Annotated in this window: 16 protein-coding genes; 15 read left to right on the top strand and 1 reads right to left on the bottom strand. The window is 61.2% G+C overall.

Translation table 11 applies throughout. The annotated features are described in order from the left end of the window. Positions 1-13: 13 nt before the first annotated feature. The 15 genes from IHD13_RS14730 (at position 14) to IHD13_RS18245 (ending at position 21,541) form a co-directional block, all read left to right on the top strand. On the top strand, positions 14-1,168 hold the full coding sequence (locus IHD13_RS14730; protein ID WP_195861786.1) for a hypothetical protein: 1,155 nt from the start codon (positions 14-16) through the stop codon (positions 1,166-1,168). Between the two features lie 73 nt (positions 1,169-1,241). After that, entirely contained in the window at positions 1,242-2,642 is a 1,401-nt protein-coding gene (locus IHD13_RS14725) for a hypothetical protein (RefSeq protein WP_195861785.1), read from the top strand. 22 nt (positions 2,643-2,664) lie between these two features. Then, positions 2,665-3,690: a hypothetical protein gene (locus tag IHD13_RS14720; RefSeq protein ID WP_195861784.1), complete on the top strand. Its 1,026-nt coding sequence runs from the start codon at positions 2,665-2,667 to the stop codon at positions 3,688-3,690. 453 nt (positions 3,691-4,143) lie between these two features. Continuing rightward, complete coding sequence (locus IHD13_RS14715; RefSeq protein WP_195861783.1) at positions 4,144-5,031, top strand: ATP-grasp fold amidoligase family protein; 888 nt, start codon at positions 4,144-4,146, stop codon at positions 5,029-5,031. 56 nt (positions 5,032-5,087) lie between these two features. Then, positions 5,088-7,856 carry an enolase C-terminal domain-like protein gene (locus IHD13_RS14710; RefSeq protein ID WP_195861782.1) on the top strand — a complete coding sequence of 923 codons (2,769 nt, stop codon included), beginning with the start codon at positions 5,088-5,090 and terminating at the stop codon, positions 7,854-7,856. 5 nt (positions 7,857-7,861) lie between these two features. Next, positions 7,862-8,491: a tetratricopeptide repeat protein gene (locus IHD13_RS14705; protein ID WP_195861781.1), complete on the top strand. Its 630-nt coding sequence runs from the start codon at positions 7,862-7,864 to the stop codon at positions 8,489-8,491. Beyond that, positions 8,488-9,879: a glycosyltransferase family 2 protein gene (locus tag IHD13_RS14700; RefSeq protein ID WP_195861780.1), complete on the top strand. Its 1,392-nt coding sequence runs from the start codon at positions 8,488-8,490 to the stop codon at positions 9,877-9,879. Before IHD13_RS14705 ends, IHD13_RS14700 begins: the two co-directional genes overlap by 4 nt. Then, positions 9,876-11,309, top strand: a complete 1,434-nt coding sequence (locus tag IHD13_RS14695; RefSeq protein ID WP_195861779.1) for a glycosyltransferase family 4 protein — start codon at positions 9,876-9,878, stop codon at positions 11,307-11,309. Before IHD13_RS14700 ends, IHD13_RS14695 begins: the two co-directional genes overlap by 4 nt. Then, complete coding sequence (locus IHD13_RS14690) at positions 11,306-12,676, top strand: class I SAM-dependent methyltransferase (protein WP_195861778.1); 1,371 nt, start codon at positions 11,306-11,308, stop codon at positions 12,674-12,676. The genes IHD13_RS14695 and IHD13_RS14690 overlap by 4 nt, the downstream gene beginning before the upstream one ends. A 53-nt stretch (positions 12,677-12,729) precedes the next feature. Next, complete coding sequence (locus IHD13_RS14685; RefSeq protein ID WP_195861777.1) at positions 12,730-14,772, top strand: glycosyltransferase family 2 protein; 2,043 nt, start codon at positions 12,730-12,732, stop codon at positions 14,770-14,772. 53 nt (positions 14,773-14,825) lie between these two features. Further along, positions 14,826-15,866, top strand: coding sequence for a glycosyltransferase family protein (locus IHD13_RS14680; RefSeq protein WP_195861776.1), 1,041 nt, complete (start codon positions 14,826-14,828; stop codon positions 15,864-15,866). Positions 15,867-15,969: 103 nt separating this feature from the next. Next, on the top strand, positions 15,970-17,940 hold the full coding sequence (locus IHD13_RS14675; protein ID WP_326838365.1) for a capsular polysaccharide biosynthesis protein: 1,971 nt from the start codon (positions 15,970-15,972) through the stop codon (positions 17,938-17,940). Between the two features lie 108 nt (positions 17,941-18,048). Then, positions 18,049-19,254, top strand: coding sequence for a glycosyltransferase family 4 protein (locus tag IHD13_RS14670; protein ID WP_195861774.1), 1,206 nt, complete (start codon positions 18,049-18,051; stop codon positions 19,252-19,254). Between the two features lie 5 nt (positions 19,255-19,259). Then, positions 19,260-20,264, top strand: a complete 1,005-nt coding sequence (gene galE, locus IHD13_RS14665; RefSeq protein WP_326838367.1) for a UDP-glucose 4-epimerase GalE — start codon at positions 19,260-19,262, stop codon at positions 20,262-20,264. Next, positions 20,261-21,541 (top strand): sugar transferase, encoded by a 1,281-nt coding sequence (locus IHD13_RS18245; RefSeq protein WP_230086341.1) that lies wholly within the window; start codon positions 20,261-20,263, stop codon positions 21,539-21,541. The genes galE and IHD13_RS18245 overlap by 4 nt, the downstream gene beginning before the upstream one ends. 19 nt (positions 21,542-21,560) lie before the next feature. On the opposite strand, the gene IHD13_RS14655 is transcribed toward IHD13_RS18245, so the two are convergent. Beyond that, complete coding sequence (locus IHD13_RS14655; protein ID WP_230086347.1) at positions 21,561-21,662, bottom strand: DUF1722 domain-containing protein; 102 nt, start codon at positions 21,660-21,662, stop codon at positions 21,561-21,563. Positions 21,663-21,747: the final 85 nt, after the last annotated feature.

Genomic DNA, 21,747 nt, shown 5'->3' with positions numbered 1-21,747 from the left:
TCAGGAAAAAAGAATGAATAGTATTGCCAGTTCAGTGAAGAACGAAAACTTTGACGGATTCAATGTCTTGCTCCAGGCAGTCCTGTATGGTGCAAAGACAAAGGTCATGCCTGGCCAGCTAATTTACGTAGAGAGTGATTCTGAAAAGGTTCAGGATAATAACACTGCTTTTGTTCACAGTGTGGCGCTAAGTACGCGGCTCTCTACAGTGACATTTGTTCTTCAGAAACGGTTCCGGCGTGCCATACACCAGCGCAAAGGCGTTCGTGTTCCAAAAGGGGCAACCTTCTCATATTTTGCCGAGAAAGATCCCGTAAAGTATGCCAATAGGATCGGCTACCCTGTTGTTGTCAAGGAGGTCTTTGGAGAGAATCCGACCTTCGCAGTATATGATGTAAAAGATAGGAAGCAGCTTGCTAAAGCAATAAAGAAAGTAAAGGCACATTTGCCGACGACCAGTGATGCTGAACCGGCCTCTTATGCTCAAACGATAAATCTGTCATCCGCTGAAGTTGATGAGGATGGTAGCAGAAGTAAATCTGAGAAGGCCAGATTTCTTATTGAAAAGCAGATTTCTGGAGATCAGTATCGTGTTTATGTGGTGGCCGGAAAGGCCGTCGCTTCATTGCAGAGGAACGGTGGCTCAAGCACCGAGGTTGAAGCTCCTGGTATGATCAAAGAGCTTGCCGAGCGAGCAGTGATTACGATATCTGGTCTCAGGAATGGGACGGTGGATATTGTCCATAATCGAGATGACGGTCCGTACGTTGTCGAGCTTTGTGAAAGGGTTGTTATTCCAGAGGACTATAAGTCCAATCTGGATTTCTGCGATAAAGTTTTCTCTGAAGTTTTTGTTAGAGAGGCTCAAAGTGCTGGCGTGATATTAAGAAGTAGGAAGTTGAGCTCAACTTATGATCTGTATTTTCATGGGGTGACGAATTCAAGGCTGTTTGTAGACTCTTTAGGAGCCATGGCGGCATCGGTTGGTGGTTCATTGTCAGTTAAGTCATCAGATGAAGTTAGTGGAGTGGTTGGGGTTTCAATGAGAGGTAAGGCTATGGCTGCGGCTTTGTTTATTGATAAGGTCTTCTTCGAGCACCATGTGTCAAATCTCACTATAGTAAGGAAGCCCTCGTTGAAGAAAAAGATTCTATTGCTAAGAAGCTGAGGGTGATGGCCTGGTTTGGGTGTTGGGGTTTCTAATTTCTTTGATAAATCTAGTTTAATGAGGAGGGGGGGGGATGGCATACCGCTCTTGGCCAGAACATTTTTCATCAAAAGTTGTTCGGGATGCGTTTGGTAGCAAACTGTGTAGTTATACTATCTCTTTGGAGGCATGGAGGCGTGGCCTCGAAGTAACAGTGCTGGATGCGGAATTCAATAGATATAGGATCGAGTCAAAAGGTCGGTCTATGGTTTTCAATAGGTCGAAATGTTCATTGACCACAAATGAAGCGATTACGGCGATAAAAAATAAGCAGAAAGCTAGGGAGTTAATGCTTGAGAGTGGAGTCGCTGTTCCTCTGGGAAAGTCATTTTCATCAGCCCTAGGTGTTGAGCCTTTGCTCAAGTATGTGGGTGAAATAGGATTTCCGGTGGTGATTAAGCCTCTCGATGGGACATTGGGGCGAGGGGTTTTTACCAATCTTAAAAGCAAGGGGGAGATTGTTGATGCTTACAATTATGTGGTTGATCAGTTGAATGTGAAAGAGGTGGTTGTTGAGCAGCATGTGCTAGGGGAGGACTATAGAGTCTTTGTGGTCGGTGGAGAAGTGGCAGGTGCGGTCAAGAGAGTGCCTGCCAATGTTGTTGGCGATGGGGAGCATACTGTTGATGAGCTGATTGGCATAAAGAATAATGATAGGAAAAAAAACCCTTTCTTGTCTAAAGGTCTAATAAGAAAAGATAGGGAGGTTTTTATGAAGATAAAGGAGGCGGGGTATGAGCTAACTAGCGTGCTTGGAAAGGGGGAGCGTTTGTTCTTGCGGGGGAAAGCGAATGCTTCTGCTGGTGGCGATGTGATTGATGCAACTGAGAGCCTGCCTGGAACTGTCAAGCAATCTGCTATTAAAGCTATTTCATCGATTCCCGGTTTGGAATACTGTGGGGTTGATGTTCTGTATGATATGAAGACAGGAGGTCATGCAGTTATAGAGATGAACTCAAGAGCTCAGATTGGCGTTAATATGTATCCATCTGATGGTCAAGGCAGGGATATACCAAGAGCTATAATTGATTATTATTATCCTGATGCGCCGCTAACACATGATCAGATTGATAAGAAGCTAATCTTCGATATTTCCTCAGTGCTGGCTCCAATTGCAAGCGGTGTTGCAAGATCTGTAACTCTGGCTTCTTCTAAGAAGAAGAATAATGGCGATTTGATTAGAAGGTGCTATGTGCTTCATGCATCTAAGGGTTTTTCTCTTAAGCGTAATAGAATGCTTAAGCTTGCAAGAGAGTTGAAAGTGGATGGCTTTCTAAAAAAAGGGAAGATGGATGAATTTACCCTTGTTGTTTCGGGGAGTAGGAAGAGTGTTGATGGGTTTTTTGATGAGTTTTGTGAGATTTTAGGTTTTTGTCATGTAAAATCTAGTGGTTGGAGTGGTGTGATCCCGCAAGGGTTCAGGTTTTTTATATAAAATAGCCTTTTTGGGGTGTGTTTTGATTAAAGATAAAGGGGTGTATGAGTGGGCTGCTCACAAAGAGGTTCATGAGCTGCTAAAGGCCAAGAGGTACAATATGGCCATGATTGTTAACTCTGCCATTAATAGTGGCTTGGGGGTGAGGAGGATCTCAAATAGATTTTTTGAGATATCAAGCGAAGTACGTCGGGAGTTGTTTTCTGGAGTTATGTGTTGCCGGATGCCCGCTCATGCTCAGAAAATAACGGCCTACAAACACCTTACTTCTCAGTATTTGAGGGAAGCTGGTGTGCCAACTCCTAAAGGGAAAGCATTTTCAGGTAAATCTAAAAATAAAGCGCTGAAATATTATGAGGCTGACTCGCTTCCAAAGGTTATCAAGCCTGTGGTGGGTATTCATGGGAAAGATGTTCACTTGAATCTTAAAGGGAGAGAGTCGTTTTTCGAGGCATGGGGGCTGGTCGAGAAAACAGGTAAGGATATACTTGTTGAGGAGTACTTGGAAGGAAGAGACTGTAGGTATTTCGTGGTTGGTGATGAAGTAGTGGCTGTTTCGGAGAGAAGGGTGCCTTCAGTTGTTGGGGATGGCGTTAAACCTATTATCCAGCTTGTGAATGAAGAGAATGAGAGGCGTTCTTTTCTGGGTGTTCCGTCTCTGAAAAAAATCAGGCTTGATGACTCGGTTTCTTTTGTTTTGAGAGAGCAGGGGTATGATATTGAGTCAGTTGTTCCTGAAGGGGTGAAGGTGTTTGTTAGGAGGAATTCAAATATTTCAACGGGGGCGGAAAATGTTGATATTACAGGTGATGTGCATCCAGATCTTAAGAAACTTGCTGTTAGGGCATGTAAGGCTATCCCCGGATTAGAGTATGCTGGGGTTGATATTTTGTCTAATGATCACTTTTCAAGTGGTTCTAAATCGGTGGTTATAGAGGTTAATTGGGATCCTGGTCTGACAGCACACGCCTTTCCTTCTGCTGGAGAGGCACGTGATGTTGCGAAAAATATAATAGACCATGTTTTTGGGGTTGATATGGATTGTTGATTGTTTTGGCGGTCATGTTGGGGCGCCTTATACATGCGTCTGTTGCCCTTTCTGGTTAAGGCAGCGCTTCTGTTGTTTTTCATGGTGAACTTTTATTCATGGTGGTTGTTTTTGGTGGCAGTGGGGGGGTTGTTTTTCGTTCTCTGGCTTGTTGTAAGTTGATTGTGGCGTAGGCGTTATCGATAATCTGTTCGAAATTGATTTCTATAGTCGGTATTTGGGTAGGTGTTGTCGAGTCTCACTCATTTCTTAACTCATAGTTACCCGCTAATTCTGATCGGTTGCTCTTATGCCTCAGCTAAACCGTGTTCTTCAGATATTTCTATTTCACTTGGCGCGGCGTATTGTCAGGCACCTGCTCATGCCGCTGGTGGTGGTCTTTGTGCTGGTCGTCATAGGGCTGCTGCTGCTTCCTCAGTCGCGTAGCTGGCTTGCCTCTCTTGGGCTGTTCTAATGTCGCTGTCAAATATTCCTTCTTATCATGCCTTTGCAGCGGGGGTTGAGGTGCTGGAGTGGATGCAGGCTTCCCATCCGGCGCGTAAGGGTACGCCGCCGGCGCCACCCTCGTTTCGGGCCGCGATGGATGCCCTGGTACGGCGTTATCAGCGTGAGGCGCGCCAGTCCGGTGTCACTTCCTTCGAGCAACTTGCGGTAGATCGCGCCTGGGTGTCCCGGCAGATGGCGGCTCAAGGCGTGGCTACGGCGCGTATTCTTCGGGAAGACTTTGCGCTACAGAACCTGCGAGAGGTGCTCGAAGGTATCGATGACTGCGTGATCAAGCCCAAGCAGGCGCATAGTTCCCGTGGCGTGCTGTCGCTTCAGAGGCTCGACGAGATCACCTTCAATTGCCTGCAACAGCGTCGTGCCATGCGGCTGGTGGAGATCCTCGAATACCTGTATGCCGAGATGCGGGAGCACCAGTTTCCCAACCATTGGCAGTTGGAGGAGTTGCTGTTGCCACCCTCCGGGCTGTTGCGCCCGGTGGATGATTTCAAGTTCTACGCTTTTCGTGGACGAACTGCCCTGGTGCTGCAGGTGGCGCGTAGTCGGCAGGGACAGCGCTACCGGTGGTATGATCGCGACTGGTGCCCGGTGGATACTGGCAAGTACGATGGCGCACTCGACCCTACGTTGCTGTCGCCGCGCAACCCTCAAGTGTTGCTGGCCACCGCCGAGAGGGTGTCGGCCAGCCTGCCCGTGCCGTTCTGTCGCATCGACCTCTACGAGACCCACCAGGGTGTGGTACTGGGCGAGCTGACGGCGGTACCGGGCACTTACCATGCCTTCGGAGATCAGGCCGATGCCTATCTCGGAGCGATGTTTGAGTTGGCTGGGTCATGATGGTGCTGGGCATTCTGTGAAAGGATGCTCTGGTTCGCTCTACAAGGTTCCGTTTGATGAAAATAGAGAGTGCGCAGGCATTCATGTACACCATGCCGCTGCGTAACCCGTTCAGCACGTCGCGCCATACCACCACGCGTTCCACCAATTACGTGGTTCGGCTCTCCAGTGCGCAGCATGCTGGTATCGGAGAGGCTGCAGCGCGCGGCAGCAAGCTAACCGGTGATAACCGTAAGCTGAATGGTGCCGTGATAGAGGCCATGCTTGCCGTTTTGCAAGGGAGTGCGCTGGCATGTGAAAGCCGCGAGCAAGCCTTGCAGAGCATTGCGGCGGTCTATCGCCAATTGGAAAGTGTCGCGCAGGGGTTCGCTACTCGCCAGAATCGTCACAAGCCCTTTCGTGGGCTCCTTTCTGGCTTCGAGATCGCACTGCTGGATCTGGCGGCTCGCCACCTGGGGCTGACGGTCAGTCAACTGCTGGGCCAGCGGCGCGAGCAGGTGGCGGCCACCGCCACCACCTCGGGCTCCTCGCAGCCCCTGGAGAAACTGGCCGAGCGCTTTCAGCAGCAGGCAAGCGTCTACCGGGCCTACCGCTGTAAGGGGGAGGACGATACGGCCCTCAACCTGCAACGGCTTGGGGCCATGCGCGAGGCCAATCGCCTCGCAGACAGGCACCTCGCTTACTGGCTGGACTTGAATGAGGCACTGACTCCGGAAGGCGCAGAGAGGCTGGTGGAGGAGTTGATGGCGTGGATGCAGGAGCAGCCACACCCAGAGCAGCGCTTGATCCTCGAGCAGCCAGTCGCTGCAGAGCACTTTCGGTCACTGTGCGAGCTGCAGGCTTTGGCGGATCGCCGTTTGCCGCCGAAGGCAGGGCGCCTGGTAATCATGGCCGATGAATCGCTATGGGACCTGGAGGACCTGAAACGCCTATTGGCCGCCGGGGGAGTGGGGGCAATCAACATCAAGGTGCCCAAGGCGGGGGGGCTGCTGCCTGCGCTCGCCATGGGCGAATATGCGAGTAAGGTTTTCCCCGAGGCACAGATCTATATCGGCGGCATGATCGGTACCAGCGATGTTACTGGTCGGGCCATCTATCAGTTGGCGCGTGCCTTGCCGAGGCTCGACCACTGCACCACCACGCCGGCGAGAAACGTCGAAGCCAATATGGCCCGTCAGCCGCTCGCCTTTGCCAAGACGACGTCTCGTCGCATGGTGTTGGGCGAGGCGCCAGGGCTGGGTACCGATCTTGATGAAACCGTACTGGAACGCTATCTGGTGGAGCGCTATCCCGCGGCTGTGGTGAGTCCGGCACCAGCTAGCGACTCCTCGAGCGAGTCGAATGATCAGGCGCGATACCATCACCCCGAACTGCTGCTGCTTGGCCAGAAGCCCTTGGATAGCGCGCTGATGGAGCGTGCTGCCTTGCTGGCCGGTCTGACCTGCGAGCGACGCTCTTCGACTCGTTTGAGAGTGAAGAGTACCCAAGGCCGAGTGCTGGCCAGAATTGCCTGGAGCATGAGCCTGGCCCTGGACAAGGAAGCGCGCCATATCTGTCGCCACAAGAACGAGGCCAAGCGCTGCATGGCCGAGTCGGGAGTGCCGGTGGCGGAGGGGCAGGATTTCGCGGTGGAAGAGGTAGAGCTGGCCTGCTCCTATGCTCGCGAGCTGGGTTGGCCGGTGGTGGTCAAGCCGGTGGTCGGCACCGGCGGTGCCGGAGTCACGGCCGGTATACAAGATGTAGAAGAGTTGCGCTGGGCGCTGGCTCGGGTCGCCGAGAATGAGCGCGTGGTGGCCCGTAATAACGGGCGGGTCTTGGTCGAGCGACATATCGAGGGTCAGGAGCTCAGGGTCTTCGTGGCCAATGGCAAGGCCGTGGCGGCGATCTACCGGGTGGCGCCCCACGTGGTGGGCGATGGCCTGAACAGTGTGCAGGCGCTGATTCAGCGCAAGAACGAGTGGCGGCACAATAATCCGCGGCTCAAGAACAGCCCCCTCAAGGTCAGTGAGACGACGAAAAAACAGTTGGCGCGCCAGGGGCTTGACCTTGAATCGGTTCCCGAGGATGGACAGTTCGTTCGACTGAGCAGCGTCAACTCGATCAGCCAGGGGGCCGACACGGCCAACGTGATGGATCAGGTGCATCCATCGGTGCTCGAGGCCGCGGTAAAGGCGGTGGCGGCGGTGCCAGGGCTCAAGCGGGCCGGTGTCGATATCATCGTGGCAGATTACACGCAGCCGTTGGACCCGGAGCGTAGTTGTGTCTGCGAGCTGAATACCAGCCCATCCCTGGCCGCGGCCACTTTCCCGGTGGAGGGGCCGTCGATCAGTGTGGCGGATGCCTTCCTGCGCTGCATGCTCAAGAGGCGCAAGGAGGAACTGCGCCCGCCGGCCGTGGGCGAGCGGAGTAGCTTGCGCGTGCAGATTGCATCGTCGCTGAGCAAAGTGGAGCGCACTCGGCTACTCGGCTACTGCCATCAGCATGGCCTGAAAGGCGAAGGGGTCACCGCCCCGGACAGTACGACACTCTATCTGGCAGGGGGCAGCGATGCCTTGCTGGCACTGCCTGCCAACGTTATGGGAATGATGAGTCGTCGGCAGAATCCGCCGAGCCTGGTGAGTCGCTTGCTCGATGACGACCATTGCGTCGAGCGTATCGAGGCATTACGTAGCGATGAGGCAAGGGAGATGCTTTTTACGCTAGGTGAGGCGCCAGTTCCCCAGGCGAGCGAAATCGACGCTCCAATTGGCCGTGAGGCGCTGGAGGCTGGGGAGCCGCGCCGCGGCTTGTTGAGTAGTTTGAAAAGCTGGCTCAAGGGAGTTTGACCGGCATGCGAACCGCCTGGTTGGCACGTGCATTGAAACGCAATGTTCTGGGCTATTGGCCGCTGCCTTTGCCACGGGAGCGCGAGGCTCTCGAGACGCTACGCGGGAGCGGGGCCTGGGAGACTCACACCTATCGGCGTCAGTTGGGCCGATGGGAACGCTGGCTGGTGCTGCGCCCGGTACTTCATTTCCTTCGGGTTGGCTGGCGCAAGCGATTGATACCGGGTGACGCTTTCCACACGACCTGGTATCTCGAACGTTACCCCGACGTGGCGCAGGCCAAGTCCAACCCATTGCTACATTTCTTGCGTTTCGGGGTACACGAGGGGCGCTTGCCATCACCAAAGGGAGTGATCAGCGACTTCGCTGGCCTGCACGGCTCGCCGGTTTGGCACCATCACCAGGCCTGGCATGGCCATGCGGGCACTGGCGTTTTGGCCCTGGAGCGACTGGCCGGTGAGGGCAGCGCCGATGCGCTGTGGTATCTGGCTAGTTGGCACTATGGTCAGGGCCAACATGCCCGGGCGCTGGAATATCTGCAGCGGTTGCAGCCGCTTGGCGATGGGCGTTTCGCCGCTCGTGTTCCCCAGGCGCTGGCCAAGTGCTGCTCCACTTGGAGGATGAGGAGGCCGTGAAGGCACTCTGCGAGGCAGGGCATTTTTCGTCCGGCTCGCCTGATGCCGCTTTGCTGGAGCTCAGCCAGCTCTCGTTGCCGGTGGAGGCGCGCCTGGCTGGACTCAACGACTGGCTCAAGCGCTACAAGTTGGCGCCCCTGCATTTGCGGAAGGGCGCCCTCCAGTTAAGCCTGGGGGGGCTGTGTACCCGACGGGTACGGGCCCGGGCTCGAAGTCGCCAGTTGCCCCGAGTCTCGGTAGTGATGCCCGTCTACAATGCATCGGCCACGGTTCTCCTGGCCCTGGAGTCGCTGCTGGCGCAGAGCTGGCCGCGCTTGGAGATCCTGGTGGTAGACGATGCCAGTGAGGACGATACCGCCGAGAAGGTCGCCGAGCTGGCCCGGTTCGAGCCGCGAGTGCGGCTGATTCGTCACGAGAGCAACCGGGGTGCCTATGCGGCGCGCAATACCGGAATGCAAGCCGCCCGCGGTGACTATCTGACGGTACATGATAGCGATGACTGGTCACATCCTGAGAAGATCACGCGTCAGGTCAAGGCTCTGTTGCGCCATCGCGGGGCCAAGGCTTCCCTCTCCAGCTGGATCCGGGTCGACGCCCAACTGCGAGCGTTGGGCCCCTGGCACCTTTGCCCCGATTGGTTGGAGCCTAATCCTTCCTCCTTACTGGTGTCCCGTGAGGTCGTTGAGACCCTGGGGCTCTGGGATGAGGTGCGTGTGGCCGCAGACAACGAGTTCATCGAGCGTATTCGCAATCACTATGGTGAGCGAGCGATTCTCAAGGTGTTGCCGAAGGCTCCTCTGGCGTTTTCCCTGGTACAGCCCTCGTCGCTGACGCGGCAGTCGGCGACCCATGTGCGTACCATCCATAACGGCTTGCGGTATCTCTACCATCAGGCTGCCGCCTGGTGGCATCGGCGACAGGTGGTGCCGGTGATGGAGACGGATGGTTGGCGTCGGCCTTTTCCCGTGCCGCTTGGGAGCAGCAAGTTGGCCAGCCAAGACTATGATGTTGCCGTGCTTGCGGAGCTTTCGCCGCGCAATCCGAGGCTGCGGCCTCTGCTCAAGGCCTTGCTCTCACAGTGCCAGGCCGGGCGTTCCGTCGTCCTCTGCCCCTGGAGCCGCCCCGATGACTTCGCCAGCCGCCAGGTGGCGGACGACATCTGGGAGTTGTGTCACGAGGAGGGGATCGCCTTGGCCCATCCCGGCTTGGAGTTTCAGTGCGAGCGTCTAGTGGCGCAGTTGCCGTCGCCCGACCCGTTGGAGTGGCCGGATCGTGTGCCTGTCCTGAACTCGTCGCGGCCCCCCGAGTCGCTCGATGGCCAGCTCCTGGCGGCGGAAGTCGGCGAGGCGCTGCGAGTTTATCTGCGCGCCGGTGGGCGGGCGCCATGAGCTGGGTGCGTCGCCTGCGGCGTGGCCTGGCCAGGCGCCTGAGGGCGTCACTGGCCAGGGCGGTACTGGACGATACCTGGTACCTGGCCCATTACGCCGATGTGGCCGAAGCCGGCATGGCGGCCAGGCGTCACTTCCTCGAGCATGGGGCTAATGAGGGGCGCTCCCCTAATGCCTGGTTGAGTCTCGAGGCCTATGCCTGGCGTCACGGGCCCGTGGCCGGGTCGCCCTGGCGGGCCTTGCGGCATTACCGCTGGCTGGGGCGGCGCTGCATCTTGCCGGTGGAGATCGAGGGCGCCAGGGCCGGGGCCAAGCCCCGTCCTTGCCTGATGCTGTGTGGGCACAGCCTGACGTCCACGCCCATGGGGGCCGAGCGGAGCCTGCAGGATGTGGCTCGGGGGCTCGACCAACTGGGCTACGACCTGGTGGTGACCCTGCCCACCCTGGCCAACCCCGCCTATGTGAGGGATCTGCTCGGCCGGGTGCGCTGCGTGGTGGTGTTGCCCTATGGTTGGTGGCACCCTCAGCGAACGGCACCGGCCGCGACCGTGGCGGCCTTCGAGGCCGTGCTGCGCCGTCACCGGGTGCGTGCGGTCTACCTCAATACCCTGACCCTGGAGAGCCCGGCCCTGGCCGCCCGTACCCTGGGCCTGCCGGTGATCACCCATGTGCGCGAGCTGCCCGAGCATGATCCCCAGCTCTGTTTCGCGCTGGGGGCTCCGGCGGGGGCGATCGTCGCCGCGACGGCATCGCGCAGTGACCTGCTGATTGCCAACTCTCGTCATACCGGCCGGGCCTTCGCCGATACCGGCAGGCCCGTGGCCGTCGTCCCCAATAGCCTGCCGATGTCGGACCTGGTCGAGCTGCCGCCTCCCAGGCGGGACCCCGGGGCTCCCCTGCGGGTAGGTCTGCTCGGTAGCCTGATCGCCAAGAAGGGGCTCGACGACATGTTGCTCCTGGCGGCGGAGCTGCTGGCCCAGGGGGTTCATGCCGAGTGCCTGCTGTATGGCCCGGGCAGCGCGTCCCTGGACGAGTTACTGGCTCAGCAGGCCGAGGGGCGGCTCCCCGCCAACCTGCACTACTGTGGCTATGTACGGCATCCCCGAGAGGCATTGGCAGCGCTCGATGTGGTGGTTAACCTTTCGCACTTTCAGGAATCCTTCGGGCGTACGGTGCTGGAGGCGATGGCCGCCGCACGGCCGGTGGTGGCCTATGCCTGGGGGGCCTTGCCGGAGCTGGTGGAGGAGGGCGTGACGGGGTATCTGGTGCCGCGGGGCGATATCGAAGGCCTGGCTCGCCGCTTGGGCCGCCTGGCGACCACTCCGGAGCACTTGATCCGCCTGGGAGAGGCGGGGCGACGGCGCGCCCTGCAACATTATGGCCAGGAGGCGTTCCTGGCATCTTTGCAAGCTGTGAGGCAAGTCATTTGAATCTTGGAGAGCTCGGGCGGCGAGCCTTATCGCTGCTGGATAGTGGCCGTGACGCCGCGGTCGATGATCTGAACTGGCACGGTGCCGTGGATGCCATTGCCGGCGGGCGAGTGACGGGGTGGGCCTTCGTCGAGGCGGGGGAGCAGCCTGTTGCGGTCTGTGTCCGCCACGATGCCCGGGTCCTGGCCGAGACACTCGCCGACGAGATGCGCCCGGATGTGGCCGATCACTTCGGCACCTCGGGCCATCATGGATTTACCCTGACGCTGCCGCCCCTGGCCGCCGAGGTGCTGGAGGCGCTCGAGGTGGTACTGGTCACCGAGCACAGTGAGCGGGTGTTGCCCCAGTCCAGCGGGGCGCTGTTTCGTGGCGAGTGGATTCGGGCCGATGACGATGAGGACCCCCGGGCGGGGCTGCTGCGTCGGGCTCAACTGGCTCGACTGGGCGACCCCGAGGCCGAGCACCCCCTGCTGGGGCGCTCTCTGCTCGACCTCGAGGCGGACGACCCGAGTGCCTGCCAGGCCGCCGTGGCCATGGGCGCCGAGCAGGTGGTGGGCGTGGTCTCGGACGAGGCGTCCCGCGAGCGGGCCCAAGAGGCCTGTCCCGAGGCCAGCTTCGTCGTCGGCGATCCCTGGTTCACGCCCTCCGGGCGGTTCGATATCGTGCTGATGCTGCGTGGTTTTCATCGTCAGTCGGGGCAGCGTGCCTTGCTCGCGAGGCTGCGTCAGCATCTCGCCCCGAGAGGGCACCTGGTATTGGGCTGTGGTGTGGCCCGCGAACCGGGAGTTCGCGCCTGGCATGCCTTGATGGGAAGTCAGGGGGTGAGCAAGTATCCGACACGGGATCTGCTCTACTACGATTTGTTGGCCGGCTACTCGGTGCGTCCTACGGGGCCGGGCCTGAAGCTGCCCGGCGAGCCGGTACGCCATGTGATCTATCACTGTGCGGTCAAGCAGGCGACCGCCATCGTGGTGACGGGGGCTTCTCAGGCGGGCAAGTCGAACCTGGGCTTCGAGTTCAGCCGTCGCGACATTCCCGTCTTTACCACCGATACCATGCTGAGCCGCATGGTCAGAGGCAAGCGTTACGAGTGGTCGCCCCTGGGGCAAGCCATTGCCGACAAGTTTGGTGCTGCCAAGGGCAAGGCCGACCTCGGCAGGGTAGCGCGCTATATCGTATCCCGTTCGCTGAGCGAGGCCCTGGTTGATCTGATCATCGCCGAACTGCCTCTCGAGTCGGACCTCTTCTGTATCCAGGGCGAGGCGTTGCGTCATGCGTCGATCCAGGAGCCCCTGGTTGCGCGTCTGAGCATGCTCAACGTGCGCAGTTGGCTGATGCAACCTGCGAGTGCGGGGCAGGTGGTGTGATTCCCCGTTTCGATCTTTCTGAGGCGTTACCCGGGCCATGTCGCGGGTGGCTGATGCTCGAGGGCAGCGTGGAACGGGATGGCTGGGACCTCAGCGCCCGCTTGCTGGCCTATCCCGTCGGGGAGAAGACGCCACTTGTCATACCGTTACCCATTACGCTCAAGGGCGCCATCCTCGAACTGGTTTACCTGCCTGAGGTGATCGAGCGACTGGTGCTCGAGCCATTGGGGGCCCCGGGCGAGGCAAGACTCCTCTCGGCCCGTATAACCCGCGTCAGCGCCTGGCGGCGTCACTACCGTATGCTGCGGCGAGTGGTGGCCACCGTGAAGCGTGAACCTTGGCGGCGCCTGCGCCAGGGTGGCTTGACTCCCAGGCGGATGCTGACCGACCTGGCGGGGGCCTATGGCCTGGCCGGGCGCTTTCGGGCGATCGCCCCTTATCGCGACTACGGCGGCTGGGTGCGCGAGTTCGATACCCTGACCGAGCGCGACCGCCGGCGGATTCGTCGGCGTGGCCGGCGCATGGCGATCCGGGGCGAAGTGGTTATTCCGGTTACCGCTGCTAGTGAGCCGGAGGCCCTGGCGGCTAGCCTGGTCTCACTGACGGATCAACTGATGCCTCCCCAAGGGGTGCGATTGCTGGTCGCCCCGGGCGACCAGCAGGCCGGGCGACTCGCCGAGCAGGCGCTGCGTCGGACCGAATTGACGGGAACGATCGCCAGCGACCCGGCCTCGGGGGCAGTCGATTGGTGCCTATGGCTGCCCGCGGGCACGGTGCTGGCCGAGCATGCCCTCTACTGGTGGCTGCATGAGGCCAGTCGTCACCCGGAGGCGAGCCTGATCTATAGCGACCATGATCACCTCTCGCCCCAGGGCGAGCGGCATGCGCCGGTGTTCAAGCCGCAGGCTAGCCCGGAACTGCTGCGCGCTACCGCTTATCTGGGCGAGGCCTGGCTGGTGCGTGGCGAGGCGCTGGCGGCACTCGGCGTGGGCGAGCTGTTGACGGCCTCGTCCCATCGGTTGCAGCTACGCCTGGTAGAAGGGCTGGAGGCCGATCAATGGCGGCACCTGCCGGCGGTGCTCTGGCATAAACCCGTACCCGTCCGTGACGATTCGCCCTGGCCGCGTGTCTCCGCCGGTGACGCCCTGGCGGTGGCCGGACATCTCGCGCGCCAGGGGGTTAAGGGAGAGGTCGTCGACTCGCCCCGGGGCCATTGCCGGGTACGCTATGCGCTGCCCGAGTCGGCGCCGGCGGTCTCGATCATCGTGCCGACCCGGGATGGCCTGCACCTGCTGGCGCCCTGCATCGAGAGCGTGCTGAACAAGAGCCGCTACGATGACTTCGAAGTGCTGATCATGGACAACCAGAGCGCCGAGCCCGAGACCCTGGCCTGGTTCGACGCCATTGCCGAGGATCCCCGGGTGCGGGTGATCCGCCATGATGCGCCCTTCAACTTCTCGGCGATCAACAACGCCGCGGCCCGCGAGGCCAGGGGTCAGGTGCTCTGCCTGCTCAACAACGACACCGAAGTGATCGGCGAAGCGTGGCTCGAGGAACTGGTCGGCCGGTTGATGCAGCCGGGAGTCGGGGTGGTGGGGGCCAAGCTCTACTATGGGGATGGTCGGGTGCAGCATGCCGGTGATGCGGTGGGGCCGGGCGGACTGGCCGATCACTTTCATTCGCGGCTGCCCGGCGAGGCCCCGGGCTATGGCGACCGGGCGATCCTGGCCCAGGAGCTGTCGGCGGTGACCGCGGCTTGCCTGGTGACCCGGCGCGAGCTGTTCGAGGCGCTGGGTGGCCTCGACGAAGCCAATCTGGCGGTGGCCTTCAACGACGTGGACTATTGCCTGCGGGTGCGCGAGGCGGGCTGGCAGGTGCAGTGGACCCCCTATGCTGAGCTCTATCACCTGGAGTCGGTCTCCCGGGGCAAGGATGATAGCCCCGAGAAGCAGGCCCGGGCCGCCGCCGAGGCGGCCTATATGCGTCGCCGCTGGGCGAAGGTGCTGGAGCACGATCCCTTCTATAACCCTAACCTCAACTACCGCCGCCCTGACTTTACCCTGGGCCATGCCCCACGGGTGGATAGGCCCTGGTGAGGCATTGGGAGTGAGAAGCGAGGGGGAGCGTTGTGCACAGCAATGGTGAGAGCGTGGCGCTAAATGCATCGGTACCGCGCTGGCTGGTATTAAGCGATGGGGCGCGGCCCACCGAGGATATCTATTTTCTCGAGTCGGCCGCGCCGCTGTTGCGTGCCCGTGGCGTGCATTGTGGGCGCCTCGAGGCGCGGGGCTGGCGCGGCCTGCTGGGGAGGGGTATCGCCGGGCGTTTGGTGGGGGTGAATATTCTGGTATGTCGGACCCTGCCGGAGGCTTGGCTCAGCTGGCTGGAGCGCCGTCGCGATCAACTCGGACGGATCGTTTACCTGATCGACGACGACTTGGTCGCCGCCGCCGAGGATGCGACGCTGCCCGAGGCCTATCGACAACGGATGGCGCGAGCGGCGTCGGCGCAGCCACGGATGCTGGCGGTGGCCGATGAGGTGGTGGCCTCGAGTCCGGCGCTGGCCGCACGCTTCGAGGCCCGGCATCCCCGGGTGCGGGTGCTCACGCCGCCCTTGATCGCCGAGCTGCCCCCGCTGGGCCACTTCGCGGCCCCGCCTTCCGCCGAGTCTCCGTGGCGGATTGGCTTTCACGGTACCCGTGCGCACCTGGCGGACCTGATGCAGATCGCCCCGGCCCTGGTGGCCCTGCAACGCGAGCGTGACGATACCACCCTGGAGCTGATGCTGGGTCGGCATACACCGGCGGTGCTTGCCGAACTGCCCCGGACCGCCACGCCGGAGCCGCTCGCCTGGCCGGCATTTCGCGACTATCAGACCAGCCGGTGGCTGCATATTGGCCTGGTACCGCTATGGGAGACTCCCTTCAACCGGGGCAAGTCCTATATCAAATTTTTGGATATCGCCGCCATGGGGGGGGTGGGCCTCTTCTCGAGGCGTGCCCCTTATACCGAACTCGTCGAGCACGGAGTCAATGGCCTGCTGGTTGGCGATGAGCCGTCACATTGGCGCCATAGCCTGGATTGGCTGCTTGCGCATCCCGGTGAGGCACGACAGATGGCAGAAGCGGCGGCCCAGACGGCGCGCTGCCTGGGTGATCCCGAGACCGTGGCCAATTTCTGGGCGCGTTAGGTGGCCATCGCTCAGCGGTGCTGAGTCCCCGCAGGACCTTTTTCAAGGAGCAGTGGTGATAGGGAAAGCGCAAGACAAGGTGTTTCTGACGGCGACCCAAGGCGTGGCGAAGACCGCTAACCTGAGTGCCTTGCTGGGGGCACCGGTGAGGGTGGCGCCGCGGCTTGGTAAGCCCTCCCCCCGGCTGCTGGCCCGGAGTCAGGCGGTCTTGGCCTGGGGGAGGAAGCCCTCGGCCAGGTACGCCGAAGCCCTGGCGACCCGCCATGGCTTGCCGCTGTGGCGGGTCGAGGATGGGTTCCTGCGTTCGCTGGGGCTGGGTGGCGATGAGCCGCCCCTGTCGCTGGTTGTGGATCGGCTGGGCATCTATTACGACGCCTCGGCACCTTCGGAGCTGGAACGCCTGATCGCCAGACCGCTCAGCGAGGTGCAGCGGCGGCGGGCCGAAGCGCTGGTGTCGCGCTGGCGCGAGGCTCGGATCTCCAAGTACAACCATAACCGCGATCCCGAGAGATCGCTGCCCGAACGCTTCGTGCTGGTGGTGGATCAGACCCGTGGCGATGCGGCCATTCGCCTGGGCGGGGCCGATGCCGACAGCTTCGCACATATGCTGGATTCGGCCCGTGAGGCCTATCCCGAGCATCGGCTGCTGCTCAAGGTACATCCCGAGGTGGCGGTGGGGCGCAAGCCGGGGCACTTCGACCTGGCGGCCCTGGCCGAGGATCCGCGCGTTGAGATACTGGGCGAGGATGTGCATCCCGCCCGGTTGCTCGCCACGGCCGAGGCGGTGTTTACCGTGACATCGCAGATGGGCTTCGAGGCCCTGTTGTGGGGCAAACCGGTGCATACCTTCGGCATGCCCTTCTACGCCGGTTGGGGGCTGACCGTGGATGCTCTGCCAGCGTCCAGCCGGCGTCGGCCGCTGTCACTGGCGCAGCTGGTGCATGGGGCCCTGATCGACTATCCCCGTTATCTGGATCCGGAGACCGGAGCGCCTTGCCAGGTGGAGCGCCTGGTCGACTGGCTGGGGTTGCAGCGGCGCATGCGCGAGCGCTTTCCGCGGCAGATGGTGGCACTGGGCTTCGCGCCCTGGCGTCATGCGGGGGTGCGACGCTTCGTGGCCGGCAGCTGCCTCACCTTCACGCGGTGGCCCGAGCGGCTAGGTCCTGGTCAGACGGCCCTGGTATGGGGCTACAAGCCCTTGGCCGAGCGTCTGCCCGAGGGGGTGCCGGTGGTGCGTATCGAGGATGGCTTTATCCGCTCGGTGGGCTTGGGTGCCAATCTGGCCCAGCCGCTCTCCTGGGCCATCGATCGCCAGGGGCTCTACTATGATGCTACCCGTCCCTCGGACCTGGAGTGCCTGCTGGAAGCCGGTATCGAGGCCCCTGAGCTGTTGGCTCGGGCGGCGAGGTTGCGTGAGCGTATCGTCCAGTCAGGGATTACCAAGTACAACGTGGGGCAGTCGGGTTGGCGTCGTCCCGCCGGTGTGTCCCGGGTGATCCTGGTGCCGGGACAGGTGGAGAGCGACGCCTCCCTGGCCTATGGCGCGCCGGGGCTCAAGCGCAATATGCAGCTGTTGCAGGCGGTGCGCGAGGCCAACCCCGGGGCTTATGTGATCTACAAGCCGCATCCGGATGTGGTGGCGGGCGCACGCCGGGTCGGTGAAGCCGAAGAGCGGGCCGAGCAGTGGTGCGATGCCGTAGTGACCGAGGCGGGCATGCATCAATTGCTCGAGGAGGTAGACGAGGTGCATCTGTTGACCTCATTAACCGGCTTCGAGGCCCTGCTGCGAGGCAAACGGGTTGTGTGCTATGGTGCGCCCTTTTATGCCGGCTGGGGGCTCACCGAGGATCGGGTGGCCCTGCCAAGGCGTCGTCGTCGGCTCTCCCTGGATGCGCTGGTGGCGGGGGTGCTGATCTGCTACCCCACCTATGTCAGTCGGGTCACCGGGCGCTTCACCACCCCCGAGCGGGTGCTCGACGAGTTGAACGAGTGGCGAAGCGCGCCGCCCTCGGCAGTGGACCGCTGGCGAGAGCGGGCCAGTCGTCTTTTGCGGCTGGCCTTCGGGACCAAATAATAACGATGTCGCCGCGAGAGACGGCGGCCGGTTTGCGGTGTTATCGCCGTATCGCATGGAGCGAAGAAGGATCAGGTTTTCCTGAGTAAAGGGATTTGAACACCAGTCATGACCATTCGTACGCTTGCCATTATCACCAGCCAGGCTTTCTCCCTGGTCAACTTTCGTGGCCCCCTGATTCGCGAGCTGGTAGCGCGAGGGACTCGTGTCTATGCCTTGGCGCCGGATTATTGCGATGAGGTGCGCGAACAGGTAGTGGCGCTCGGCGCCGAGCCGGTGGCCTACCGAGTCCAGAAGGTTGGGCTGAATCCCTTGCGCGATGCCTGGGATACCCTGAGGCTGGCGCATCTGCTCAAACGCCTCGAGGTCGATGCCACCTTCGGCTACTTCATAAAGCCTGTCATCTACGGTGCCTTCGCCGCGCGATTGGCTGGAGTCCCTCGTCACTACTCGATGGTGGAGGGGCGCGGCTTCGTCTTCGAGGGACGTTGGCACGAGCTGAGCCTGCCGCGGCGCTGGATGCGCCGTGGCGTGGCCTGGCTCTACCGCCAGGCCCTGGCTCGCAGTGAGCGGACCATCTTCCTCAATCGCGACGATACCCTCTATTTCTTGCTCAACGGCATGGTGGAGCGTGAGCGGGTGGTGCGCATTCATGGCATTGGCCTGGACCTCGAGCATTTTTCTTCCGTCCCCAGCCATACGGCGCCGATCCGCTTCGTGATGGTGTCGCGGATGCTCAAGGCCAAGGGCGTCTACGAGTTCGTCGAGGCGGCGCGGCGGGTCAAGACGCGCTTCCCCGAGGCTGAGTTTCGTTTGGTGGGGCCTACCGATAATCACCCTCGCTCGGTGCCCGCCGCTGAGCTGCGTGCCTGGCATGCCCAGGGGCTGGTGGAGTGGGTGGGGCGGGCCAAGGACGTACGGCGCTGGTTCCATGACGCCAGCGTCTATGTGCTGCCCTCCTGGTATGGCGAGGGGGTGCCCCGGGGCAATCAGGAAGCCATGGCCATGGCGCGCCCGGTGATCACCACCGACTGGATTGGTTGTCGCGATACCGTGGCCCATGGGGTCAATGGCTTCCTGGTGCCGACCCGCGATAGCGAGGCCCTGGCCGAGGCGATGATGCGTTACCTGGAAGCCCCCGAATTGATCGGCCGGCACGGTCGTCAGGGGAGACGCATGGCCGAGCGCTTTTACGACGTGCGCGAGACCAATGATCGTCTCTGTGCGGCGCTGGGCGTGATGGGGGCTGCCCCCGCCGAGGTGCCCCAGATGAGGCACGAGGGGACCGCTTGGCAAGGCGAGGGTAGCGCTTGATTCTGGTGACCGGTGGGGCGGGCTACCTGGGATCACATACGGTGTTGGCACTATTGGAGGCGGGGCACCGTGTGGTAGTCCTGGACAGCCTGATCAATGGCCATCGCGAGGCCCTGGCACGGGTCACCAGGCTGACGGGGCGGGATATCGACCTGGTGGCGGGCGATATCCGCGATACCACGACCCTGGCTCGCCTTTTCTCCGACTATCCCGTCTCCGGGGTGATCCATTTCGCCGGGCTCAAGTCGGTGGCTGGCTCCGTGGCGGCCCCCGCCGAGTTTTTCGATGTCAATGTTCGCGGCAGTCAGGTGCTGTTTCACGCCATGCGGGACGCGGGAGTGCGGACCCTGCTGTTCAGCTCGTCAGCCACTGTCTATGGGTTGCACGGTGGCACTGTCTTGCATGAGGGGATGCCTCATGGCCGTCCCGCCAGCCCCTATGCTGCCACCAAGCAGGACGTGGAGACTTGGCTGACACAACAGGGTATCCAGGCACCGTCCTGGTCCATTGGCCTGCTGCGCTACTTCAATCCGGTGGGGGCGCATGAGAGTGGCCTGATCGGCGAGGATCCCCTGGGGAAGCCGACTAACCTGATGCCATGTATCGCTCAGGTGGCAGTGGGGCGCCGGCCGCTTCTGGCGATCTATGGCGATGACTATCCGACCCCCGATGGCACCTGTGTACGCGACTACCTGCATGTAATGGATCTGGCCGAGGGGCATGTATCAGCGCTGGAGTGGCTGACGCATCACCGGGGCGTGAGGGCCTGGAACCTGGGGGCGGGCCGGGGGTATAGCGTGCGTCAGATGGTCAGTGCCTTCGAGAGCACCTCGGGGCAACCCGTTCCATGGGTGATTGAGCCACGGCGACCGGGGGATATCGCTGCCTACTGGGCCGACCCGTCCCGGGCCCGTAGCGAGTTGGGCTGGCGGGTACGGCGTAACTTGAATGCCATGATGCGAGACGCCTGGCGGTGGCAGTCACGCAATCCTTGCGGGTATCGATCATGACCACTCAGACCTTGATCCCGCGGCGGCGTCATTCGCGACTCTTCGAGCGCCTTCTACTGCGTTCCTGTTTTCCCTGGTTGCTGATCATGCTGGCGAGCGCCTGGTTGCCGGCACTCTGGAGTTGGGGGTGGGGCTTCTGGCGGGAGCCGATGAGCGACCGGGTGAGCCTGTTGGTTGCCCTGGCCGGCACCAGCCTGCTGGCTCAGGGGGTGATTTGCCAGTTGAATCGCTATCCCGGTGTGCGGCCGGGGCGTCTCTTGTTGCCGGTGTATGGGGGGCTGTTCGGTACTGGCGCCCTTGTCCACCATGGGGTCCAGCCCGAGGCGGCGCTATTGCCATGGGGGCTCGCCGTGCTGGTGGCTGTCAGCACGGCGACCCTGGGCTATCGCTTGGCGCGGCGCTATCGGAGACGCAAGCTAGCCGTGGTGCCTCTGGGTAGGGCCCCGGCATTGTGCCGGGGCCATCGCATCGACTGGCGTGTGCTCAGCCATCCCGGCCTGCAAGGCAGGCGTGTCGATGGGGTCGTCGCCGACCTGCACGTGGAGCTGCCTGAACCCTGGGAGCGCTTTCTGGCCGAGTGCAGCATGCATGGTATCCCCGTCTATCACGTTGGTAGCCTCTATGAGCAGCTCAGTGGGCGGGTGCCGGTGGATCATCTTCAGGAGAATCGTCACGGTCAGCTGCAGCCGGCGGAGGGGTACGAGGCCCTGAAGCGTTGCCTGGATATAACCGGCGTCTTGCTGTTGCTGTCGCTGGTGTTGCCCGTGATGGTGGTCGTGGCAGTGGCAATTCGCCTCGAGACACCGGGGCCGATCATCTTCACCCAGCAGCGCATGGGGTACCTGGGCCGACCCTTTACCCTCTACAAGTTTCGTAGCATGACGGTCGACGGCGATCCCGACGCCCCGGGAAGCGACGCGCGGGGGCGGCGAATTACTCGGGTGGGGCGGGTGATCCGTAAATTCCGTATCGACGAAGTGCCCCAGCTATACAACGTGCTGCGGGGGGAAATGAGCCTGATCGGGCCACGCCCGGAAACCCTGGCACTGGCGCGTCGATTCGAGGAGAAGGTACCGTTCTTTGCCTATCGGCATGTGGTGCGGCCGGGTGTCTCGGGGTGGGCCCAGGTGGAACAGGGCTATGTCACCGACCATGCCGATATGATTCGCAAGCTGGAGCATGACTTCTATTACATCAAGCATGTCTCCTTCTGGCTCGACCTGCTGATTGGCCTGCGTACCCTGCGCACCGTACTGACCGGCAAGGGAGCCAGATAGTCTGGCGTTTTGGGGCGGGTCAGATGGCATTGCGCAGCCCCAGCTCGTAGGGATGCGGGTCCAGGTAGGTCTGGGCGCGGATATAGTCGGAGCCGTGGCGCTTGACGTAGTGGGTGAGCAGGCGCAGCGCAGGGAAAACGCATGAAAAACCGCGCTACGACGGGCGTCGTAGCGCTTTACCAGTAGGATCTAATGTGGTCATCTAA

The organism is Halomonas sp. 328 (assembly GCF_015645095.1).
Lineage (GTDB): Bacteria > Pseudomonadota > Gammaproteobacteria > Pseudomonadales > Halomonadaceae > Bisbaumannia.
The sequence above is the reverse complement of the archived record's forward strand: the minus strand, read 5'-3'. Positions and strand labels throughout refer to the sequence as shown.

Bases quoted from the DNA above. Each gene is read 5' to 3' on its own strand.
- IHD13_RS14730 (WP_195861786.1), top strand. From the start codon at position 14: ATGAATAGTATTGCCAGTTCAGTGAAGAACGAAAACTTTGACGGATTC.
- IHD13_RS14725 (WP_195861785.1), top strand. From the start codon at position 1,242: ATGGCATACCGCTCTTGGCCAGAACATTTTTCATCAAAAGTTGTTCGG.
- IHD13_RS14715 (WP_195861783.1), top strand. From the start codon at position 4,144: ATGTCGCTGTCAAATATTCCTTCTTATCATGCCTTTGCAGCGGGGGTT.
- IHD13_RS14710 (WP_195861782.1), top strand. From the start codon at position 5,088: ATGAAAATAGAGAGTGCGCAGGCATTCATGTACACCATGCCGCTGCGT.
- IHD13_RS14705 (WP_195861781.1), top strand. From the start codon at position 7,862: ATGCGAACCGCCTGGTTGGCACGTGCATTGAAACGCAATGTTCTGGGC.
- IHD13_RS14695 (WP_195861779.1), top strand. From the start codon at position 9,876: ATGAGCTGGGTGCGTCGCCTGCGGCGTGGCCTGGCCAGGCGCCTGAGG.
- IHD13_RS14685 (WP_195861777.1), top strand. From the start codon at position 12,730: ATGCTCGAGGGCAGCGTGGAACGGGATGGCTGGGACCTCAGCGCCCGC.
- IHD13_RS14670 (WP_195861774.1), top strand. From the start codon at position 18,049: ATGACCATTCGTACGCTTGCCATTATCACCAGCCAGGCTTTCTCCCTG.
- IHD13_RS18245 (WP_230086341.1), top strand. From the start codon at position 20,261: ATGACCACTCAGACCTTGATCCCGCGGCGGCGTCATTCGCGACTCTTC.